The organism is Pseudonocardia alaniniphila (genome assembly GCF_022524485.1).
GTDB classification, from domain to species: domain Bacteria; phylum Actinomycetota; class Actinomycetes; order Mycobacteriales; family Pseudonocardiaceae; genus Pseudonocardia; species Pseudonocardia alaniniphila.
In genome coordinates this window covers 226,505-244,661 of sequence record NZ_JAKXMK010000007.1, presented here as the reverse complement: position 1 = coordinate 244,661, position 18,157 = coordinate 226,505, and the positions used below count along the sequence as shown (strand labels likewise).

At 71.1% G+C, this 18,157-nt stretch carries 13 protein-coding genes; 6 read left to right on the top strand and 7 right to left on the bottom strand.

The annotated features are described in order from the left end of the window. Window positions 1-42: 42 nt before the first annotated feature. From MMF94_RS09535 to MMF94_RS09515, 5 genes are read right to left on the bottom strand one after another with little or no spacing between them, the layout of a single operon-like run. Window positions 43-699, bottom strand: coding sequence for a response regulator (locus tag MMF94_RS09535; RefSeq protein ID WP_241035944.1), 657 nt, complete (start codon window positions 697-699; stop codon window positions 43-45). After that, window positions 696-1,853 carry a MacS family sensor histidine kinase gene (gene macS / locus MMF94_RS09530; protein ID WP_338104181.1) on the bottom strand — a complete coding sequence of 386 codons (1,158 nt, stop codon included), beginning with the start codon at window positions 1,851-1,853 and terminating at the stop codon, window positions 696-698. Before macS ends, MMF94_RS09535 begins: the two co-directional genes overlap by 4 nt. Before the next feature lie 43 nt (window positions 1,854-1,896). Continuing rightward, complete coding sequence (locus MMF94_RS09525) at window positions 1,897-2,853, bottom strand: class I SAM-dependent methyltransferase (RefSeq protein WP_241035943.1); 957 nt, start codon at window positions 2,851-2,853, stop codon at window positions 1,897-1,899. A 26-nt stretch (window positions 2,854-2,879) separates the two neighbouring features. Further along, the gene (locus tag MMF94_RS09520) at window positions 2,880-3,659 is read right to left on the bottom strand and encodes an enoyl-CoA hydratase/isomerase family protein (protein WP_241035942.1); all 780 of its coding nucleotides are present in this window, start codon (window positions 3,657-3,659) and stop codon (window positions 2,880-2,882) included. A 59-nt stretch (window positions 3,660-3,718) separates the two neighbouring features. Further along, window positions 3,719-4,483, bottom strand: coding sequence for an ABC transporter ATP-binding protein (locus MMF94_RS09515; protein ID WP_241036033.1), 765 nt, complete (start codon window positions 4,481-4,483; stop codon window positions 3,719-3,721). A gap of 109 nt (window positions 4,484-4,592) precedes the next feature. Here MMF94_RS09515 and glgX point away from each other — a divergent pair, with 109 nt between their 5' ends. The 3 genes from glgX (at window position 4,593) to MMF94_RS09500 (ending at window position 8,029) form a co-directional block, all read left to right on the top strand. Beyond that, window positions 4,593-6,596 carry a glycogen debranching protein GlgX gene (gene glgX, locus MMF94_RS09510; RefSeq protein WP_241035941.1) on the top strand — a complete coding sequence of 668 codons (2,004 nt, stop codon included), beginning with the start codon at window positions 4,593-4,595 and terminating at the stop codon, window positions 6,594-6,596. A gap of 18 nt (window positions 6,597-6,614) precedes the next feature. Continuing rightward, entirely contained in the window at window positions 6,615-6,836 is a 222-nt protein-coding gene (locus MMF94_RS09505) for an FmdB family zinc ribbon protein (protein ID WP_241035940.1), read from the top strand. 212 nt (window positions 6,837-7,048) lie between these two features. Next, a complete protein-coding gene (locus tag MMF94_RS09500) occupies window positions 7,049-8,029 on the top strand; it encodes a DUF6454 family protein (RefSeq protein ID WP_241035939.1) in 981 nt (326 codons plus the stop codon). An 18-nt stretch (window positions 8,030-8,047) separates the two neighbouring features. Here the strand turns inward: MMF94_RS09500 and MMF94_RS09495 are convergent, their stop codons facing one another. Both MMF94_RS09495 and glgP read right to left on the bottom strand, forming a co-directional pair. Then, on the bottom strand, window positions 8,048-9,391 hold the full coding sequence (locus MMF94_RS09495) for an FAD-binding oxidoreductase (protein ID WP_241035938.1): 1,344 nt from the start codon (window positions 9,389-9,391) through the stop codon (window positions 8,048-8,050). A 317-nt stretch (window positions 9,392-9,708) separates the two neighbouring features. Then, window positions 9,709-12,267 (bottom strand): alpha-glucan family phosphorylase, encoded by a 2,559-nt coding sequence (gene glgP / locus MMF94_RS09490; RefSeq protein ID WP_241035937.1) that lies wholly within the window; start codon window positions 12,265-12,267, stop codon window positions 9,709-9,711. 231 nt (window positions 12,268-12,498) lie between these two features. On the opposite strand from glgP, the gene MMF94_RS09485 reads away from it, so the two are divergent. The 3 genes from MMF94_RS09485 to MMF94_RS09475 all read left to right on the top strand — a co-directional run bounded on the left by MMF94_RS09485 (window position 12,499) and on the right by MMF94_RS09475 (window position 18,135). After that, entirely contained in the window at window positions 12,499-14,478 is a 1,980-nt protein-coding gene (locus MMF94_RS09485; protein ID WP_241035936.1) for an alpha-1,4-glucan--maltose-1-phosphate maltosyltransferase, read from the top strand. A gap of 490 nt (window positions 14,479-14,968) precedes the next feature. After that, window positions 14,969-16,720 carry a maltose alpha-D-glucosyltransferase gene (gene treS, locus MMF94_RS09480; protein ID WP_241035935.1) on the top strand — a complete coding sequence of 584 codons (1,752 nt, stop codon included), beginning with the start codon at window positions 14,969-14,971 and terminating at the stop codon, window positions 16,718-16,720. Then, the gene (locus tag MMF94_RS09475; protein WP_241035934.1) at window positions 16,717-18,135 is read left to right on the top strand and encodes a maltokinase N-terminal cap-like domain-containing protein; all 1,419 of its coding nucleotides are present in this window, start codon (window positions 16,717-16,719) and stop codon (window positions 18,133-18,135) included. Before treS ends, MMF94_RS09475 begins: the two co-directional genes overlap by 4 nt. Window positions 18,136-18,157 lie beyond the last annotated feature (22 nt).

Below are 18,157 nucleotides of genomic sequence, written 5' to 3'. Positions count from 1 at the left end.
GAAATGATCACCCGTTCGCCACACGACAACCACACCGGGTGATCAGTCCCCGGCCAATCCTCGCTCAATGGCGTAACGCACGAGCTGGGCCCGATTGTGCATCTGCAGCTTGCGCAGCGTGCTCTGCACGTGGCTCTCGATCGTGCGGTGCGACAGCACGAGACGCTCGCCGATCTGCCGCGCCGTGAGGCCCTTCGCCACCAGGCGCAGCACCTCGGTCTCGCGCTCGGTGAGCGCAGGAACAGCGGGGCCGTCCGGCTCACCCGCGAGCCGCCGGTACTCCCCGAGGACCAGCCCGGCCAGCCCGGGGGTGAACACCGGGAAGCCATCGGCCGTGCGCTGCACCGCCGCGAGCAGCTCATCGGCGCCGGCCGACTTCAGGAGGTATCCGGTGGCCCCGGCCTTCACCGCTTCCAGCACGTCGGTGTGCTCGCCGCTCGCCGAGAGCACGAGGATCCGGGTCTCGGGCAGCTTCTGCAGGATCCCCTCGATCGCCCGGACACCTGACGTGCCGTCGAGGTTGAGATCCATCAGCACCACGCGTGGGCGGGCCGCGACGGCGATCCGCACGGCGGCATCCGCGTCGGCCGCGGTGGCGACGACCGTCAGGCCGCGTTCGGTCAGGTCCCTGGCCACGCCCTCGCGCCAGATCGGGTGGTCGTCAACCACCATCACGGTGATCGTCTCGAGCTCCGTCATGCCGGCATCTCCCGCTTCGGAAACCTGATCGTCCAGTCCGTGCCCCGGCCCGGCCCGGTGTCGCAGGAGATCGTGCCACCCAGGTCGATCACCCGGCCGCGCATCGAGCGGGCCACACCGATCCGTCCCTCGGCCTCCGCCGCCTCCAGCCTGCCGTCGGGAATGCCCGGTCCCTCGTCGCGCACGCTGATCTCCACGCCGTCCCCGGTGTCATCGAGCAGCACCCACGCCGGCGCATCGGGGCCGACGTGCACCGCGACGTTCGCCAGCGCGGCGGCCGCCACCGCCACCAGCTCGTCGACGACGTGCGCGGCAAGCTCGACGGGCTGCGCCGGCGTCGACACGGAGACGTGCTCGGAGCCGAGCATCCGCAGCGCGGCCGCGAGATCGCGGCGGCCGTTGGCGTCGACGGGCGCCGCGCCGGTGGTCAGCAACGTCCGCAGCGCGAACTCCTGCTTCCCGGCGAGCACGCCCAGCTCCCCGGCGGCCCCGCCCAGCTCGGCGCCGCGGCGCCGCACGAACCCCAGCACCTGCAGCACGCCGTCGTGCACCGCACGGGCCAGCCGCTCACGCTCGGCCATCGCCGCTTCGGAAGCGATCGCGAGCCGGAGCCGCTCGGCGGACCGGCGCAGCACCGTGGACGCGAAGCCGATCACCACCCCGGCGAGGACGAGCAGCTGAACGTCGCTCAGCTCGTCGCGCCAGTGGGCCTGGAAGGCGAGCAGCGCCGCCGACACCACCACTGCACCGGCCAGCCCACCGCGAATCCCGTAGGCCAACGCACAGGCGAGTACGGCGCCCGGCGTCCAGATCGAGCCCATCACAGGCGCGTCCGCGGCGAACTGCGCAGGTGTCTGCACGATCGGAGTGGTCGCCATGACGGCAACCGTGACGACGACGTCGCTGATCGCGACCCGGCCCGGCCGGTCCCTCAGAACCCCCGGCAGGCCGTCGCCGGCGTAGGCGTAGCCGCTGATCGCCGTCCAGGCCGCCATCACGACGAGCACCACCACCGCGCCCACGGGCGAGGCGAACTCGGGCAGCGTGTAGAGGACGACACCCGACGCGCTCAGCAGCGCCAGCACCCGGTACGCCAGTAGGCCGCGCCACAGCGGCACGAGCGGCCGCTCCATGTCGGCCTGCGGCGTCCTCACCGCTCCATCCTTGCCGACCGGGCCGCAGCGCGGATCAGTGGAACTACCGGGATCGGGTCCCCGTGACGAGCGCGTTGTAGAACCACCCGCGCGGCACCACGCGGGAGAGCACGTTCTGGTCCAGCCAGGACAGTCGCTGCCACGAGCGGTAGGCGAACATCGCCCAGCCCATCCCGAGCTTTCCCGGCGGCACGGCCGCTTCGAACGTGCGCACCGGCCAGCCGAGCATCGCTGCGGTGAACTCCTCCGTGACCACGCGTGCGTCGCCTGCCCCGGCCCGGCGCGCGGTCTCTTCCAGCTCCGCCGGGTCGAAGGTGTGGATGTCGACCACCGCCTCGAGGGCGGCCGCCCGCGAGGACTCGTCGAGCTCCTCCTGCGGCCGCCGCCAGCCGGCGAGGACGGGCAGCCGGGTGATCGTCGTGGCGGCCTTCCAGGTGAGCGCTCCGAGGCGGCGTGCGTAGAAGTCGCCGACGGTGGTCGGCTCCCCGGCGAACACGAACCGGCCGCCCGGCTTCAGCACCCGCAGCACCTCGCGCAGCGCGAGCTCCACGTCGGGGATGTGGTGGAGCACCGCGTGCCCGACGACCAGGTCGAACGTCGCGTCCGGGTACGGGATGGTCTCGGCGTCGGCCACCCGCCCGTCGACGTCGAGGCCGAGACCCTGCGCGTTGCGCAGGGCCGTCTGCACCATGCCGGGCGACAGGTCGGTGACCGACCCGCGCTTCGCCACACCCGCCTGCATGAGGTTGAGCAGGAAGAACCCGGTGCCGCAGCCCAGCTCCAGCGCGTGCTCATAGGGCCAGCCGCCCTCACCGGCCGCGTACCGGAATCGATCGGCGGCATAGGTGATGCAGCGCTCGTCGTACGAGATGGACCACTTCTCGTCGTACGAGCCCGCCTCCCAGTCGTGGTAGAGGACGTTGGCCAGCTTCCGGTCGTGCAGGGCGGCCGCCACCTCGTCAGCGGTGGCGTGCGGGTTGGGGACCGGGTCCGTACTCATGGGTAGGGAGCATATGGGGGACGCCGTCAGCGCCCGCTGAACTTCGCCTTCCCCGGCCCGTTCTCCACGAACGACGTCATCCCGGTCTGCCGGTCCTCGGTGGCGAAGAGCGCCGCGAAGAACTCCGCCTCCAGGTCGAGGCCGGTGCGCAGGTCGACATCGAGACCGCCGTCGATCGCCTTCTTGGCCGCCGCGAGCGCCATCGCCGGACCGTCGACGAACTGCTCGGCCCAGCTCCGGGCCGCGGAGTACACCTCATCGGCCGGCACGACCTGATCGACGAGGCCGATGGCCAGCGCCTCCTGCGCGTCGACCATCCGGCCGGTGAAGATCAGGTCCTTGGCCCGCGACGGCCCGATCAGGCGGGCCATCCGCTGGGTGCCGCCGCCGCCCGGGATGATCCCCAGCAGGATCTCCGGCTGGCCGAGCTTCGCGTTGTCACCACAGACCCGCCGGTCGCAGCCCAGCGCGACCTCCATCCCGCCACCGAGGGCGTAGCCGGTGATCGCCGCGACCGTCGGCTTCGGGATCTCCGAGAGGGCCCCGAAACAGGCCGAGAGCCGGCGCGCGACCGGCGCCATGTCCGCCATGGACATGCCGGCCATCTCCTTGACGTCGGCCCCCGCGGCGAACACCTTCTCCCCGCCGTAGACGACTACCGCACGTACGTCGGCGCGGCGCGTGGCCTCTTCCGCGGACGCCTTGAGCTCCTCCTGCACCTGCCGGCTGAACGCGTTCATCGGCGGCCGGTCCAGCCGGATCGTCCCCACGCCGCCGTCGACCTCGAGCCTCACGAATTCGCTCACGGCCCGACCCTAGTGTCGCGGACCCGCCGCGGGGTGCACGACGGACCGAGGGTGGTCAGCTACCGCAGCCAGGCCGTGTACCGGCCGCGGCGGCGCTGCACCGCGAGGGGGAGCCCGAAGGTCGTGCTCAGGTTCTCGTTCGTCAGCACGTCGTCGAGCAGTCCCGCGGCCACCACCCCGCCCTGACGCAGCAGCAGGCCGTGGCTGTAGCCCACCGGGATCTCCTCGACGTGGTGGGTGACCAGCACCGACGCCGGAGCGTCGGGATCGGCGGCCAGGGTGGCGAGCCGGGAGACGAGATCCTCACGGCCACCGAGGTCGAGCCCCGCAGCGGGCTCGTCGAGCAACAGCAGCTCGGGGTCGGTCATCAGCGCCCGCGCGATCAGGGTGCGCTTGCGCTCACCCTCGGACAGGGTGCCGAACATCCGCTCGGCCAGCGGGAGCATGCCGAGCGCGTCGAGAAGCTGCTTCGCACGATCGGTGTCGGCGGTGTCGTACTGCTCACGCCAGCGGCCCAGAACGCCGTACCCGGCGCTCACCACGACGTCCTGCACCGTCTCGTCGCCCGGCACGCGCATGCCCAGCGCCGCGGAGGTGAGACCGATCCGGGTCCGCAGCTCGAACACGTTCACCCGGCCCAGACGCTCGCCGAGCACGTGCACCGCACCCTGCGTCGGGTGCAGCTCGGCCGCGGCCAGCTTCAGAAGAGTGGTTTTGCCGGCACCGTTCGGCCCGAGCACCACCCAGCGCTCGTCCAGCTCGACGGACCAGTCGACGTCGTGCAGCAGCGTCGACTTCCCGCGCCGGACCGCCACGCCCTCCATCCCGATGACGAGGTCACCGTTGTCGCTGACGCTGCGTGGGGTGCTGCCTACGGTGAGGAAGGACTCAGAGTGCGATTCCGGCGCTGCCACGGCCCTATCCTCGCCGATCGTGCCGGTCTTCCCTCTGGGTGCCCATGCCGACGCGGGCGGCGTCCGCTTCGCTGTGGCCTCCACCAGCGCGGACGCGGTCGAGGTGTGCCTTATCGACGGCACCGACGGGGCTCTCAGCGAGAAGCGCGTGGCGCTCACGGAACGCACCTTCGGCGTCTGGCACGGGTACCTCACAGGGGTGATTCCCGGCCAGCGCTACGGCTACCGGGTGCACGGTCCGTACCGGCCGTGGGACGGCGTGCGCGCCAACCCGGCCAAGATCCTCGTCGACCCCTACGCCCGACGGATCACGGGCCGGGTCACCGACCTGCACGCAGCGCGCGGCTGGGTCGACGACCCCATGACCGGCCTGCTCAACACCGTCGACTCACTCGGCCACGTGCCCCTCTCGGTCGTCACCGAACCCGACGTCCTCGCTGCGGGCCCACGCCCGGACGTGCCGTGGTCGGAGACCGTGATCACGGAGCTGCACGTCCGCGGTTACACGAAGCTGCATCCCGAGGTGCCGCCCGAGCACCGCGGCACCTATCTCGGACTCGCCCACCCTGCTGTGGTCGAGCACCTGCGCGCGCTCGGCGTGACGGCCGTCGAACTGCTGCCCGTGGCGTCGATCGCCGACGAGCCACCGCTGGTGGAGAGCGGCCGGACCAACTACTGGGGCTATGCGACGCTCGGCTTCCTCGCCCCCCACGCCGGGTACGCGAGCGTCCCGGGAGCGGAGATCGAGGAGTTCCGCGCCATGGTCGCCGCGCTGCACGCGGCGGGCATCGAGGTGATCCTCGACTTCGTCCCCAACCACACCGCGGAGGGCGGGGTGGGCGGCACCACGCTGTCCTACCGCGGCCTCGACGCGCCCGCGTACTACTCGCTGGGCGGCAACGGCCACGACGCCGACATCACCGGCACCGGCAACACGCTCGACGCAGGCTCGCCCACCGTGATCCGGCTCGTGTGCGACGCGATGCGGCACTGGGTCACCACCTTCGGCGTCGACGGCTTCCGCATCGACCTCGCGAGCGTTCTCGGGCGGCCGAGGTCAGGGGCGTTCGACCCGAACGCCCCGCTGCTCACGGCGATCTCGGTGGATCCGGTGCTGTCCCGCGTCAAGCTCATCGCGGAGCCGTGGGACGCCACGGGCGAGGGCTACCGGGTCGGCGGGTTCGGCGTGGCCTGGTCGGAGTGGAACGGCCGCTACCGCGACGCCGTGCGCGACTTCTGGCGCGGCCACGGCGGCATCGGCGAGGTGGCCTCGCGGCTGACCGGCAGCTCGGACCTGTACCGGCTCTCGGGCCGCCGTCCGTGGGCGTCGGTGAACTTCGTGACCGCGCACGACGGGTTCACCCTGCGCGACCTGGTCTCCTACGAGCACAAGCACAACGAGGCCAACGGCGAGCACAACCGTGACGGCACCGACGACAACCGCTCGCAGAACTTCGGCGTCGAGGGCGAGACGACCTCACCGGTGCTCGTCTCACGGCGGCTGGCAACGGCCCGCGCGATGCTCGCCACGCTGCTGCTGTCGACCGGCACCCCGATGTTGCTCGGAGGCGACGAGCTCTGGCGCACCCAGGGCGGCAACAACAACGCCTACTGCCTCGACGACGAGACGTCCTGGGTGGACTGGACCGACGACGAGGCCGCCGCGCTCACCGCGTTCACGGCTCGGGTGGCCCAGATCCGGCGCAGCTCCCCCGCCCTGCACCGCGACCGCTTCTACCGCGACGGCGAGGTGCTCTGGTGGCACCCGTCGGGGCGGCGGATGGGCGGGCACGACTGGCACGACGGCAACCTGCACAGCCTCGGCCTGCTGCGGGCGGAGTGGCTGCTGTTCCTGCACGCCGGCGATCCCGCGCTGGCCGCGACACTGCCCCGAGGCGGCCCGTTCACGCCGGTGCTGGACAGCACCCGCCCGGACGGCGACCCGGTGAGCACGCGCCCCCTGCCCGGTCGCACGACCATCACCCTCCCGCCTCGCTCGCTGCTCCTCCTGCGCACCTCCTGAGGACGTACGCTCCCCTCCGTGCCCCGTTACGACTTCCGCTGCCGTGAGTGCGGTTCCACATTCGAGGTCAGCCGCTCGATGACCGCCGCGAGCGACCCGGCTCCGTGCCCCGACGGGCACGAGGACACCGTCAAGCTGCTCACCACCGTGGCGGTCGGCGGGCTGAGCTCACGCTCCGCCGCACCCGCCCGGGTCGGTGGCGGTGGCGGCGGCTGCTGCGGCGGCGGTTGCTGCGGCTGAGCCGCTCCGGAATTGACCCGCGGGGCCCGCGGTCCGCCAGCCGTCGCGGGATGTCGGGTGGATGTTCGGCCCCGTTCATGTCGGTGCGCACTCGGGGCCAGTGACGATCTCTAGCGTTCTCGCGCGGTCCCGCGACGGCGACGCTGCGGTGGCCGGTCCACACTGGCCGCCTCACGCAGGAGAAATGCACCGTCATGGGTCGTCGTTCGCGCATGTTCGCTGTGGGAGCCGCTGCGGCGGCACTGGCACTCGCCGCTCTGCTCCCGTCCGCCGGGAACGCCGTCGCGGAGCCGCGAGCGAGTTCTCCCGCGGCCTCGGGCGGTGACCTGGCCTCCGATCTCGCGGCTGTGGACCGCTCGACCGAGTGGCAGCTCCTGTCGACGGTGAAGCTCGGCTTCCCGACGTACCACCCCGAAGGACTCGTCGTCACGGCCGACCGCTTCTACCTGACGTCCACACAGATCATCGAACCCACGAAGACGTATCCCGCGCCCGTCGACGGGTTCGACCGCACGCCCGGCAAGGGGATCGGCCACCTGTTCGTCATCGACCGCGACGGGAAGCTCGTCAAGGACGTCATCCTCGGCCAGGGCGACGTCTACCACCCGGGCGGAATCGACCTGCACGGCGACGACCTCTGGATCCCCGTGGCGCAGTACCGGCCGGGCAGCACGGCCGAGATCGACCGTGTGGACGTCCGGACCCTCGCGGTCACCGCGGAGTTCACGGTCGACGACCACATCGGCGGGATCGTCTACGACGCCTCCACCGGCCACCTGGTCGGCAACAACTGGGGCTCGCGGACGTTCTACGAGTGGACGCCGAGCGGCAAGCCCGTCGCCACGTGGAAGAACCCCGAGAACCTGGTGGACTTCCAGGACTGCCAGTACGTGCCGAAGGGAAAGATGGCCTGCGGAGGCATCACGAACCTCCCGCAGATGCCGAGCGCCGGGGGCGCGAAAGCCACCTACGAGCTGGGCGGCGTCGCGCTTCTCGACCTGCGCTCGCACACCGTCGTCAACGAGTTCCCGTTCCAGCAGTGGTCGGCCGCCGGCCACGTGATGACCCGGAACCCGCTGAAGCTCGCCGCCGACGGGAACGTGATCACGATGTGGGCGGCGCCGGACAACGGCGAGGAGACCGCCGGCACGCAGATCTACACCTGGCAGGCGAAGGTCACGGCGAAGGGCTGAGCGCGACCGTCCCGGGTCTCATGCGGGGATCGGCGTCGCCGTGAACACCGAGTCCGGGTCGTACTGCTGCTTCACCTGCCGCAGCCTCGGCAGGTTCCCGCCGTACGAATGTTCGGTCTGCTCACGCATGTCCGGCGCCAGCAGGTTGGGGTAGCCGCCTGGCAGGGCATGCGGGGCCAACGCGCGGCTCAGCTCCTCCGCCCATGCCACGTGCCGCTCGGCCCCGTCGGCCGTGTCCCACACCGGGATGATCTGCAGCATGAAGTGGTCCCGGCGCGTCCCGAACGCGGTGGCGTCGGGAGCCACGCGCGTGGCGGCCCCCCGCAGGTACTGCCACGACACGACCGACAGCGGCGAGGTCCGGTCACCACCAGCGGCAACCAGCGTGGCCACCGGGTCGGGGCCCAGCTCCGCCAACGATCGGGTGCGCATCGCGGAACGTGCCGGCACGGCGGCCCGGGCGTCGGCCGGCACGAACGTCTCCTGGAACTGCATCGGCCGCACCTGCTCGACGACCGGCTCGCCCAGGGCGGCCACCTCGGCCAGGAACTTCTGGCCCTCCGCCGGATCTCCGGACCAGACGGGCGTCAACGCCACCACCGGCCCTCCGTCAGGGCCCGGGACGATCCCCCCGACCATGCCGAGCTCGTCGGGCGCTGTCGCGACCAGCTCGGCGTGCCCGCGCAGCACCGCTTCCGCCTGTGCCCACGGGAAGACGATCGGGCCGGAGATCACCGTGGGAACGGCGTGGAGCCGGATCCGCATCGACGTGACGACCCCGAAGTTGCCGCCTCCACCGCGGAGCGCCCAGAACAGATCCGCGTTGTGCGACTCGTCGACGTCCAGCACCGTGCCGTCGGCGAGGACGATCTCCGCCCCGGCGAGGTTGTCCAACGACAGGCCGAACTGCGGGCTCAGCGGGCTGTACCCGCCCGCCATCGTCAACCCGGCCACTCCGACCACGCTGACCGTGCCGAGCACCGCCACGAGCCCGTGCTCTGCGGCGGCGTGCGCGAGGTCACCCGAGAGCGCCCCTCCTCCGACCGTCGCCACCCGCGCCGCAGCGTCGACCTCGACAGCCCGCAGCCCGCTCATGTCGAGCACCAACCCGTCGGGCCGCACAGCCCGCCCGAGCCAGTCGTGGCCGCCGCCGCGCACGGACAACGACAGACCGTGCGATCGAGCCGCGCGCACCGCGGCCCGTACGTCCTCGGTGCTCACGCCCCGCACGACCAGGGCCGGCCGGTGGTCGACGGCCTGATTCCAGACCGCCCGCGCCCCGTCGTAACCGTCATCACCGGGCAGCAGAACCGAGCCCTCGATCCGCTCTCGCAGTTCCTCCGCCACCCGTTTCGCGGACACAGCAGAATCCTCCGGAATGACACACCCCCGTCAGAAAGGAGCGATTCATGAACGCCGGCGTCGGCAATTTCGGCTCGCTCGAACCCGCTTCCGCCCCGACCGTACACGAGCTGCCGACCCCGTGAACACGGAAAACGTCCCGTTTCACCTACCCCCGGAATTCCGGCAAGTAACAAAAAAAGCCCGACCGAACGAATGGCACCCCCGTCCGGCAGATCCGGACGAGAGTGCCGCTGGGTCCACTCAGGACTGTGGAGAACGTGGCGCTCGTCCACCAGGCCCGGACCGCAGTGCCGTTCGTTCGCAGCGAGTCGGCGTCAGTGGGCGAGTACGACCTTGCCCAGTTCCGCGGGTGTGGCCAGGAGGGGGTGGGACGGCAGCACGCGGACCGTGTAGCCGGTGAGCCCGGCGTGCGGGAGCTTCACGACCGCCTCGAAGCGCTCGCCCATCCCGTCCGCATCGCCCACGTGCTGCATCGCCACGGTCACCGCGTCGGCCAAGTCGTCGGTGTGGCCGACCCGTCCCACCACGGCCTCCACGATGACGTCCGACGGGGCGAGTCCGGCGAGCTCCACGGCGGCCCGCACCGTCATGGGCGCGCCGACCTCGGGGGTGTCCGGCAGCCCGGAGGCGTCGACGCCGGTGACACCCACGCGCGTCCACGCTGCGTTGAGCCGGGCCCGGTAGGCGGCCAGTTCCCTCGCGGGCCCGTAGTCGTCGGCCACGATCCGGGCGGCGGCGCGGCCGGCGGGGGCGTACCAGTCCTCCACGTACTCGCGCACCATGCGGGTGGCCTGGACCTGGGGGCGCAACGTGGTGAGGGTGTGGCGCACCAGCTCCGTCCAGCGCACAGGCACGCCGTCGGTGCGCTCGTAGAACGCCGGTGCCACCTGCGTGGCCAGCAGCTCGTAGAGGGCGTTGGCCTCGAGGTCGTCGCGCCGCACCGGGTCGTCGATCCCGTCGGCGGTGGGGATGGCCCATCCGTTGGCGCCGTCGTAGAGCTCGTCCCACCAGCCGTCGCGGATCGAGAGGTTGAGCCCTCCGTTCAGCGCCGACTTCATCCCCGACGTGCCGCACGCCTCCAGCGGGCGCAGCGGGTTGTTCAGCCACACGTCACAGCCCCAGTAGAGGTAGCGGGCCATCGACATGTCGTAGTCGGGCAGGAACACGATCCGGTGCCGCACCGCGGGGTCGTCGGCGAAGCGGACGACCTCCTGGATGAGCGCCTTGCCGCCGTCGTCTGCGGGGTGGCTCTTGCCCGCGACGACGAGCTGCACCGGGCGATGCGGGTCGAGCAGCAGGTCCCGCAGCCGGTCCTTGTCACGCAGCATCAGGGTGAGCCGCTTGTAGGTGGGGACGCGCCGGGCGAACCCGACGGTCAGCACCTCGGGGTCGAACACCTGGTCGGTCCAGCCCAGCTCGGGCGTCGACGCGCCGCGCTGCAGCCACGCCTCCCGGACGCGGCGCCGAACCTCGGAGACCAGCCGGGCACGCAACGCGCCGCGTAGCTCCCAGAGCGTCTCGTCGGACACCGGCTCGTGCGGCGCCTGCGCGATCCCCGGCCCGGGGTCGCCGAGCAGCGCCGTGACCTCCCTGGCCTCCCACGTGTGGCCGTGCACGCCGTTCGTGACGGAGCCGATCGGCACCTCGTCGGCGTCGAAGCCTTCCCAGAGCCCGCCGAACATGCTGCGCGAGACCCGCCCGTGCAGCCGTGAGACGCCGTTGGCGCGCTGGGCCAGCCGCAGCCCCATGTGCGCCATGTTGAACATGTTCGGGTTCTCCTCGGCGCCCAGCGCGATGATCCGGTCCATCGGCACCCCGGGCAGCAGGGTGTCGGAGAAGTAGTGCTGCACCATGTCGACGGGGAACCGGTCGATGCCCGCAGGTACCGGGGTGTGGGTGGTGAAGACGGTGCCTGCGCGGACGGCGGCGACAGCCTCGTCGAAGGTGAGGGGCTGCACACCGGCTTCCGAACGGGCCAGCAGCTCCCGGATGCGCTCCAGCCCCAGGTAGCCGGCGTGCCCCTCGTTGGTGTGGAACACCTCGGGCTCAGGGTGGCCGGTGACCGCGCAGAACGCGCGCACGGCCCGCACCCCGCCGACGCCGACGAGGATCTCCTGCCGGATGCGGTGGTCCTGGTCGCCCCCGTAGAGCCGGTCGGTGACGCTGCGGTGGTCGGGCTCGTTCTCCTCGATGTCGGAGTCGAGCAGCAGGAGCGGCACCCGGCCGACGACCGCCTGCCACACCCTGGACCGCAGGGTGCGCCCCGCCGGCATGGCCACGTCGATGAGCACGGGCTGCCCGCCGGCGTCCGTGAGCAGTTGCAGCGGGAGGCCCTGGGGGTCGAGCACCGGGTAGTGCTCGAGCTGCCAGCCGTCCAGCGACAAGGACTGCCGGAAGTACCCCGACCGGTACAGCAGCCCCACCCCGATCAGCGGAACGCCCAGGTCGGAGGCGGCCTTGAGGTGGTCGCCCGCGAGCACGCCGAGCCCACCGGAGTAGTTCGGCAGCACCTCGCTGACGCCGAACTCCATGGAGAAGTAGCCGACGGCCGCAGGCAGGCTGGGGTCGTCCTCGCGCTCGATCTGGTACCAGCGCGGCTCCTGGAGGTAGCTCTCCAGATCGTCGGCCAGCTCCCGCACCGTGACGACGGTGTCGGCGTCCTTGGCGAGCTCACCGAAGCGCGCCGAGGAGATCTCGCCCAGCAACCGCACGGGGTCGTGTCCCGCCCGTTCCCAGGCGTCCGGGTCGAGGGCGGCGAAGAGATCCTGCGTGGGTGCGTGCCAACTCCACCGCAGATTTGTCGCCAGGGCCTGTAGCGGTGCCAGCGGCGCTGGCAGCTGGGCGCGTACGGTGAACCGCCGGAGAGCTCTCACGGCGGGAACCATAGATGAATGGATTCCGTGATCGGTCAAGCGTTGTGAGGCCTTCCACCGCGCGGCCCGCGGTGGGGGCGACCGAGACGCCGCGCCGACGCGGCCTGGTCCGTACGGCGGACATCAGGTCACGATCACGTGAACGGCAGTGACCCGTTCTGACCTGGGCCATAACGGGTAGATAGGTTTGTGACTTCCGCGATGGGCGTGCAGCTGGGGGGTGAGCCGACGATGACGGGTCGGCTGGGAATCGATGACGTCAGCCCCTCGGTGAGCGGTGGCCGCCATCCCAGCAAGGCCGTGGTCGGCGAGGTGATCCCTATCGGCGCCACGGTGTGGCGGGAAGGCCATGACGCCGTCGCCGCCAACGTGGTCTGGAAGAAGGTGGGCAGTCGCGAGCCCGCCCACCACGTCCGCATGACCCCCACCGGCACCGGCACCGACCGTTTCGCAGCCATCGTCACCGCGCCCGAGTCCGGCCTGTGGACCTTCCGCGTCGACGCCTGGAGCGACCCCTGGTCCACCTGGCGCCACGCCGTCACTGTCAAGCTCGATGCAGGCCAGAGCCCCGACGAGCTGGCCAACGATCTCGAGGTCGGTGCCCGGCTGCTGCAGCGAGTGGGCCGCCGTCCCGGCGAGCGCAACCACCGTGACCTGCTCTTCGGCGCCGCCAACGCCCTGCGCGACACCGCGCTGCCGCTCCACGCCAGGGTCGCGCCGGCGCTGTTCCCGGCCGTCCAGACGATCATGACGGAGCGCCCGATCCGTGAGCTGATCACGCGGGGCCGTCCCCAGCAGATCTACGTCGACCGGGAGCGGGCGCTCTTCGGCTCCTGGTACGAGTTCTTCCCCCGCTCCACGGGTGGTCGCGACGAGACCGGCCGCGCCGTGCACGGCTCGTTCGTCACCGCTGCCAAGGAGCTCGACCGCATCGCCGCGATGGGCTTCGACGTCGTCTACCTCCCGCCGATCCACCCGATCGGCACGGTGCACCGCAAGGGCCGCAACAACTCCGTGAACGCGGGCCCCGGCGACGTCGGCTCCCCGTGGGCGATCGGCTCGGCGGAGGGCGGGCACGACGCGATCGAGGCCGAGCTCGGCACGATCGACGACTTCGACGCATTCGTGGCGCGCACCCACGACCTCGGCATGGAGGTGGCGCTGGACTTCGCGCTCCAGTGCGCCCCCGACCACCCGTGGGTGGCCGAGCACCCGGAGTGGTTCACGGTCCGGCCCGACGGCACCATCGCGTACGCCGAGAACCCGCCGAAGAAGTACCAGGACATCTACCCGATCAACTTCGACAACGACCCGGCCGGGATCTACGCCGAGTCGCTGCGCGTCGTTCTGCACTGGGTCGAGCACGGCGTCCGGATCTTCCGGGTGGACAACCCCCACACCAAGCCGCCGAACTTCTGGCACTGGCTGATCTGGCAGGTGAAGTCCCGCTACCCGGACGTGCTCTTCCTCGCCGAGGCGTTCACGCGCCCCGCGCGCCTGTTCGGGCTGGCCCGCCTCGGGTTCACGCAGTCCTACAGCTACTTCACCTGGCGCACCACGAAGGACGAGCTCACCGAGTTCGCGCAGATGCATGCGGAGCGGGCCGACGAGGCGAGGCCCAACCTCTTCGTCAACACCCCGGACATCCTCCACGAGTCGCTCCAGACCGGCGGCCCCGCGATGTTCGCCATCCGGGCCACCCTCGCCGCCACGATGGCGCCGACGTGGGGCGTCTACTCCGGCTACGAGCTGTACGAGTGGGAGCCCGTCAAGCCCGGGAGCGAGGAGTACCTCAACTCCGAGAAGTACGAGCTGCGCCCGCGTGACTTCGAGGGCGCCGCGGCGAGCGGCAAATCGCTGGAGCCCTACATCACGCGGCTCAACGAGATCCGGCGCGCGCACCCGGCGCTTCAGCAGCTGCGCGACATCCAGTTCCACACCGTCGACAACGACGCGCTCATCGCCTACTCGAAGACCGAGCCTGCCACGGGCGACACCGTGCTCGTGGTGTGCACGCTCGACTCGAAGTTCACGCAGGAGGGCACCACGTCGCTGGACATGCCGGCACTCGGCGTGGACTGGGACGAGACCGTCACGGTGCACGACGAGGTGAGCGGCGAGTCCTACCAGTGGGGCCAGTTCAACTACGTCCGGCTGGACCCCCTGGTCCACGTCGCACACATCTTCCGCGTGGAGCGGCCGACGGCGTAGCCCCGCCGCCGGAATCCACTCGTCGTGGGGGGGGGGGGGGGGGGGGGCGGGCGCGGGGGCCCCCCCCCCCCCCCCGCGGGGGGGGGGGGGGGCGGGGGGGGGGGGGGGGGGCCCCGGGGGGGGGGGGGGCCCCCCCCGGCCCCCCCCCCCCCCCCCCCCCCCCCCCGGCGCGCCCCCCCCCCCCCCCCCCCCCCCCCCCCCCACGACGTCTTTTGCCTGCGTGCTGGGCCTGTCCGGGCACCTCGAGATCCTTCCGGCTGCGCCCTGCTCGGCCCGAGCGAAATCGGTAGCAGTTCGTCGGTGATCGGTTACCAGAACTTCATCTCCACAGCGCATCCGAGGACGAGCGCGGTCGTTGCCGCGCCCGGTGCAACAGTTACTCTCACCCCAGCTACCGAGCCACGTTCTGCGCGCGGGCCCTTCGCCCGGTAAGACTGGCCGGGTGCTCCTCCCGCCATCCGTCCCCGCCCGGTAGGAACGCGATACCCCTATGTCCATCGACACCTCGGCCGCTGCCGCCCAAAACTCCTCAGATGACCAGCTGATCGAGAACTCCTCCGACGAGTACGACCACGCTCGGACGCTCGACGTCGACCACGACTGGTTCAAGCGGGCCGTGTTCTACGAGGTGCTCGTCAGAGCGTTCTCCGACTCCAACCGCGATGGCACGGGAGACCTGCGCGGGCTCACCGAGAAGCTCGACTACCTGCAGTGGCTGGGTGTGGACTGCCTCTGGCTGCCACCCTTCTACGACTCGCCGCTGCGCGACGGCGGCTACGACATCCGCGACTTCCGGGCGGTGCTTCCCGAGTTCGGCACGGTCGAGGACTTCGTCGTGCTGCTCGACGAGGCGCACAAGCGTGGCATCCGGGTGATCACGGACCTGGTCATGAACCACACGTCCGACACGCACCCGTGGTTCGAGGAGTCCCGGCGCAACCCCGAGGGCCCCTACGGCGACTACTACGTCTGGGCCGACGACGACTCCGGCTACGCCGACGCCCGGATCATCTTCGTCGACACCGAGACGTCGAACTGGACCTACGACCCGGTGCGCGGGCAGTTCTACTGGCACCGCTTCTTCTCCCACCAGCCCGACCTGAACTACGACAACCCGGCCGTCCAGGAAGCGATGCTCGAGGTGCTGCGGTTCTGGCTGGACCTCGGGATCGACGGCTTCCGGCTCGACGCGGTGCCGTACCTGTTCGAGCGGGAGGGCACCAACTGCGAGAACCTCACGGAGTCGCACGCCTTCCTCAAGCGCTGCCGGAAGGTGATGGACGACGAGTACCCGGGCCGGGTGCTGCTCGCCGAGGCCAACCAGTGGCCGTCGGACGTCGTGGAGTACTACGGCGACGCGGAGGTCGGCGGCGACGAGTGCCACATGGCATTCCACTTCCCGCTGATGCCCCGCATCTTCATGGCGGTGCGCCGGGAGAACCGCTTCCCGATCTCGGAGATCCTGGCCCAGACGCCGTCGATCCCGTCCGGGGCGCAGTGGGGCATCTTCCTGCGCAACCACGACGAGCTGACGCTCGAGATGGTCACCGACGAAGAGCGCGACTACATGTACGCGGAGTACGCCAAGGACCCGCGTATGAAGGCCAACATCGGGATCCGCCGCCGGCTGGCCCCGCTGCTGGAGAACGACCGCAACCAGCTTGAGCTGTTCACGGCGCTCCTGTTGTCCCTGCCCGGCTCACCTGTTCTGTACTACGGTGACGAGATCGGCATGGGAGACAACATCTGGCTCGGCGACCGCGACGCGGTGCGCAGCCCGATGCAGTGGACGCCCGATCGCAACGCCGGCTTCTCCACGTGCGACCCGGGGCGGATGTACCTGCCGATCATCATGGACCCCCTCTACGGCTACCAGGCCGTCAACGTCGAGGCGCAGGTCAACTCCACGACGTCGTTGCTGCACTGGAACCGGCACATGATCGAGATCCGCAAGCGCCACCACGCCTTCGGTCTGGGCGAATACCAGGAGCTCGGCGGCACCAACCCATCGGTGCTCGCCTACGTGCGCAGCTACGGCGACGACGTCGTCCTGTGCGTGAACAACATGTCGAGGTTCCCGCAGCCCGTCGAGCTGGACCTGTCGCCGTGGCAGGGGTGCGCCCCCCACGAGCTCACCGGAGGAGTGCCGTTCCCGCGAATCGGTGAGCTGCCCTATCTGCTGACGCTGCCAGGGCACGGCTTCTACTGGTTCTCGATCACCCCTGCGGAGGAGTCTGCGTGAGTCTGGCCGAGGAGCTCCCGTCCCTGCTGCCCCAGTGGCTGCCTCAGCAGCGCTGGTTCGCCGCAAAGGGCCGACCGGTCCGGCAGGTGGCACTGACCAGCGTCACACCGCTCCTGACCGAGGACGAACCGCTCCTCGACCTCGTGCTGCTCGCCGTTGCGTTCGACGACGACTCCCGGGTGCAGCACTACCAGCTACTCGTCGCCCGCCGGGAGCACCTGCGTGGCGAGCTGGAGCACGCGTGCATCGGGCAGGTCGGCAACTGCATGGCCTACGACGGGCTGTGGGACCCCACGGTCACCGAGTGGTTGCTCGAAGCGGTGCGCAGCGGGCTCACCGTCGGTGACGTGCGGTTCGTCCCCGAGCCGGGCGCCAAGATCGCGGAGGGTGCGATCGGGCGTGTCATGGGCGTCGAGCAGTCCAACACGTCGGTGTCGTGGGGCGATCAGTCGATCCTCAAGTTGTTCCGCCGGATGTCTCCCGGCGTGAACCCGGACCTGGAGCTCCACCGCGCGTTGCGGTCGGTGGGCAGCCGCGAGGTCGCCGCCCTGCAGGGGGCGATCGAAGGCGTGCTGGACGGCCGGCCGGTCACGCTCGCCATGCTGCAGGACTTCGCCGCCAACTCGGCCGACGGCTGGTCGATGGCGCTCGCGAGCGTGCGTGATCTGCTGGCCGAGGGCGATCTGCACGCCGACGAGGTCGGTGGCGATTTCGCGGGCGAGGCGTCACGGCTCGGCGAGACCGTGGCGGTGGTGCACGCCGAGCTGCGCCGGGCCCTCGGCACGAGTGAGCGCGACCCGCGGGCGCTGGCGGCGATATGGCACGAGCGGCTCTCCGGCGTGGTGGCGCAGGTGCCCGCGCTGGAGCCGTACGTGCAGCCGATCCGGGAGGTCTACGACGCGGTCGCCACGGTGGAGGGATCGATCCCCACCCAGCGGGTGCACGGCGACCTGCATCTCGGCCAGACGCTGCGCACGCCCTTCGGCTGGCTCGTGATCGACTTCGAGGGAGAGCCCGCCGCACCGCTCGCCGAGCGGGTGAAGCCCGACTCGGCGCTGCGTGACATCGCCGGGATGCTGCGCTCGTTCGACTACGCGGCCTTCCACCAGCTCTCGCAGTGGGAGCCTGCGGGCGATCTGACCAACCCGGACCACGACTCACAGATGGCGTGGCGGGCGAAGGAGTGGGCCGAGCGCAACCGGTCGGCGTTCTGCGACGGCTACACGCTCCGGGCGGGCTCCGATCCCCGCGACCAGGCCGTGTTGCTGCGCGGTTACGAGCTGGACAAGGCCGTCTACGAGGTGCTCTACGAGACCCGCAGCCGCCCGTCGTGGGCTCATATCCCGCTGGCCTCGATCGCCCGGCTCACCGCCGACGCCATGTCCGAGCGCGGCGACACCAGGAGCGTCGGCTGATCCGACCGGGCGCCTGCACCGA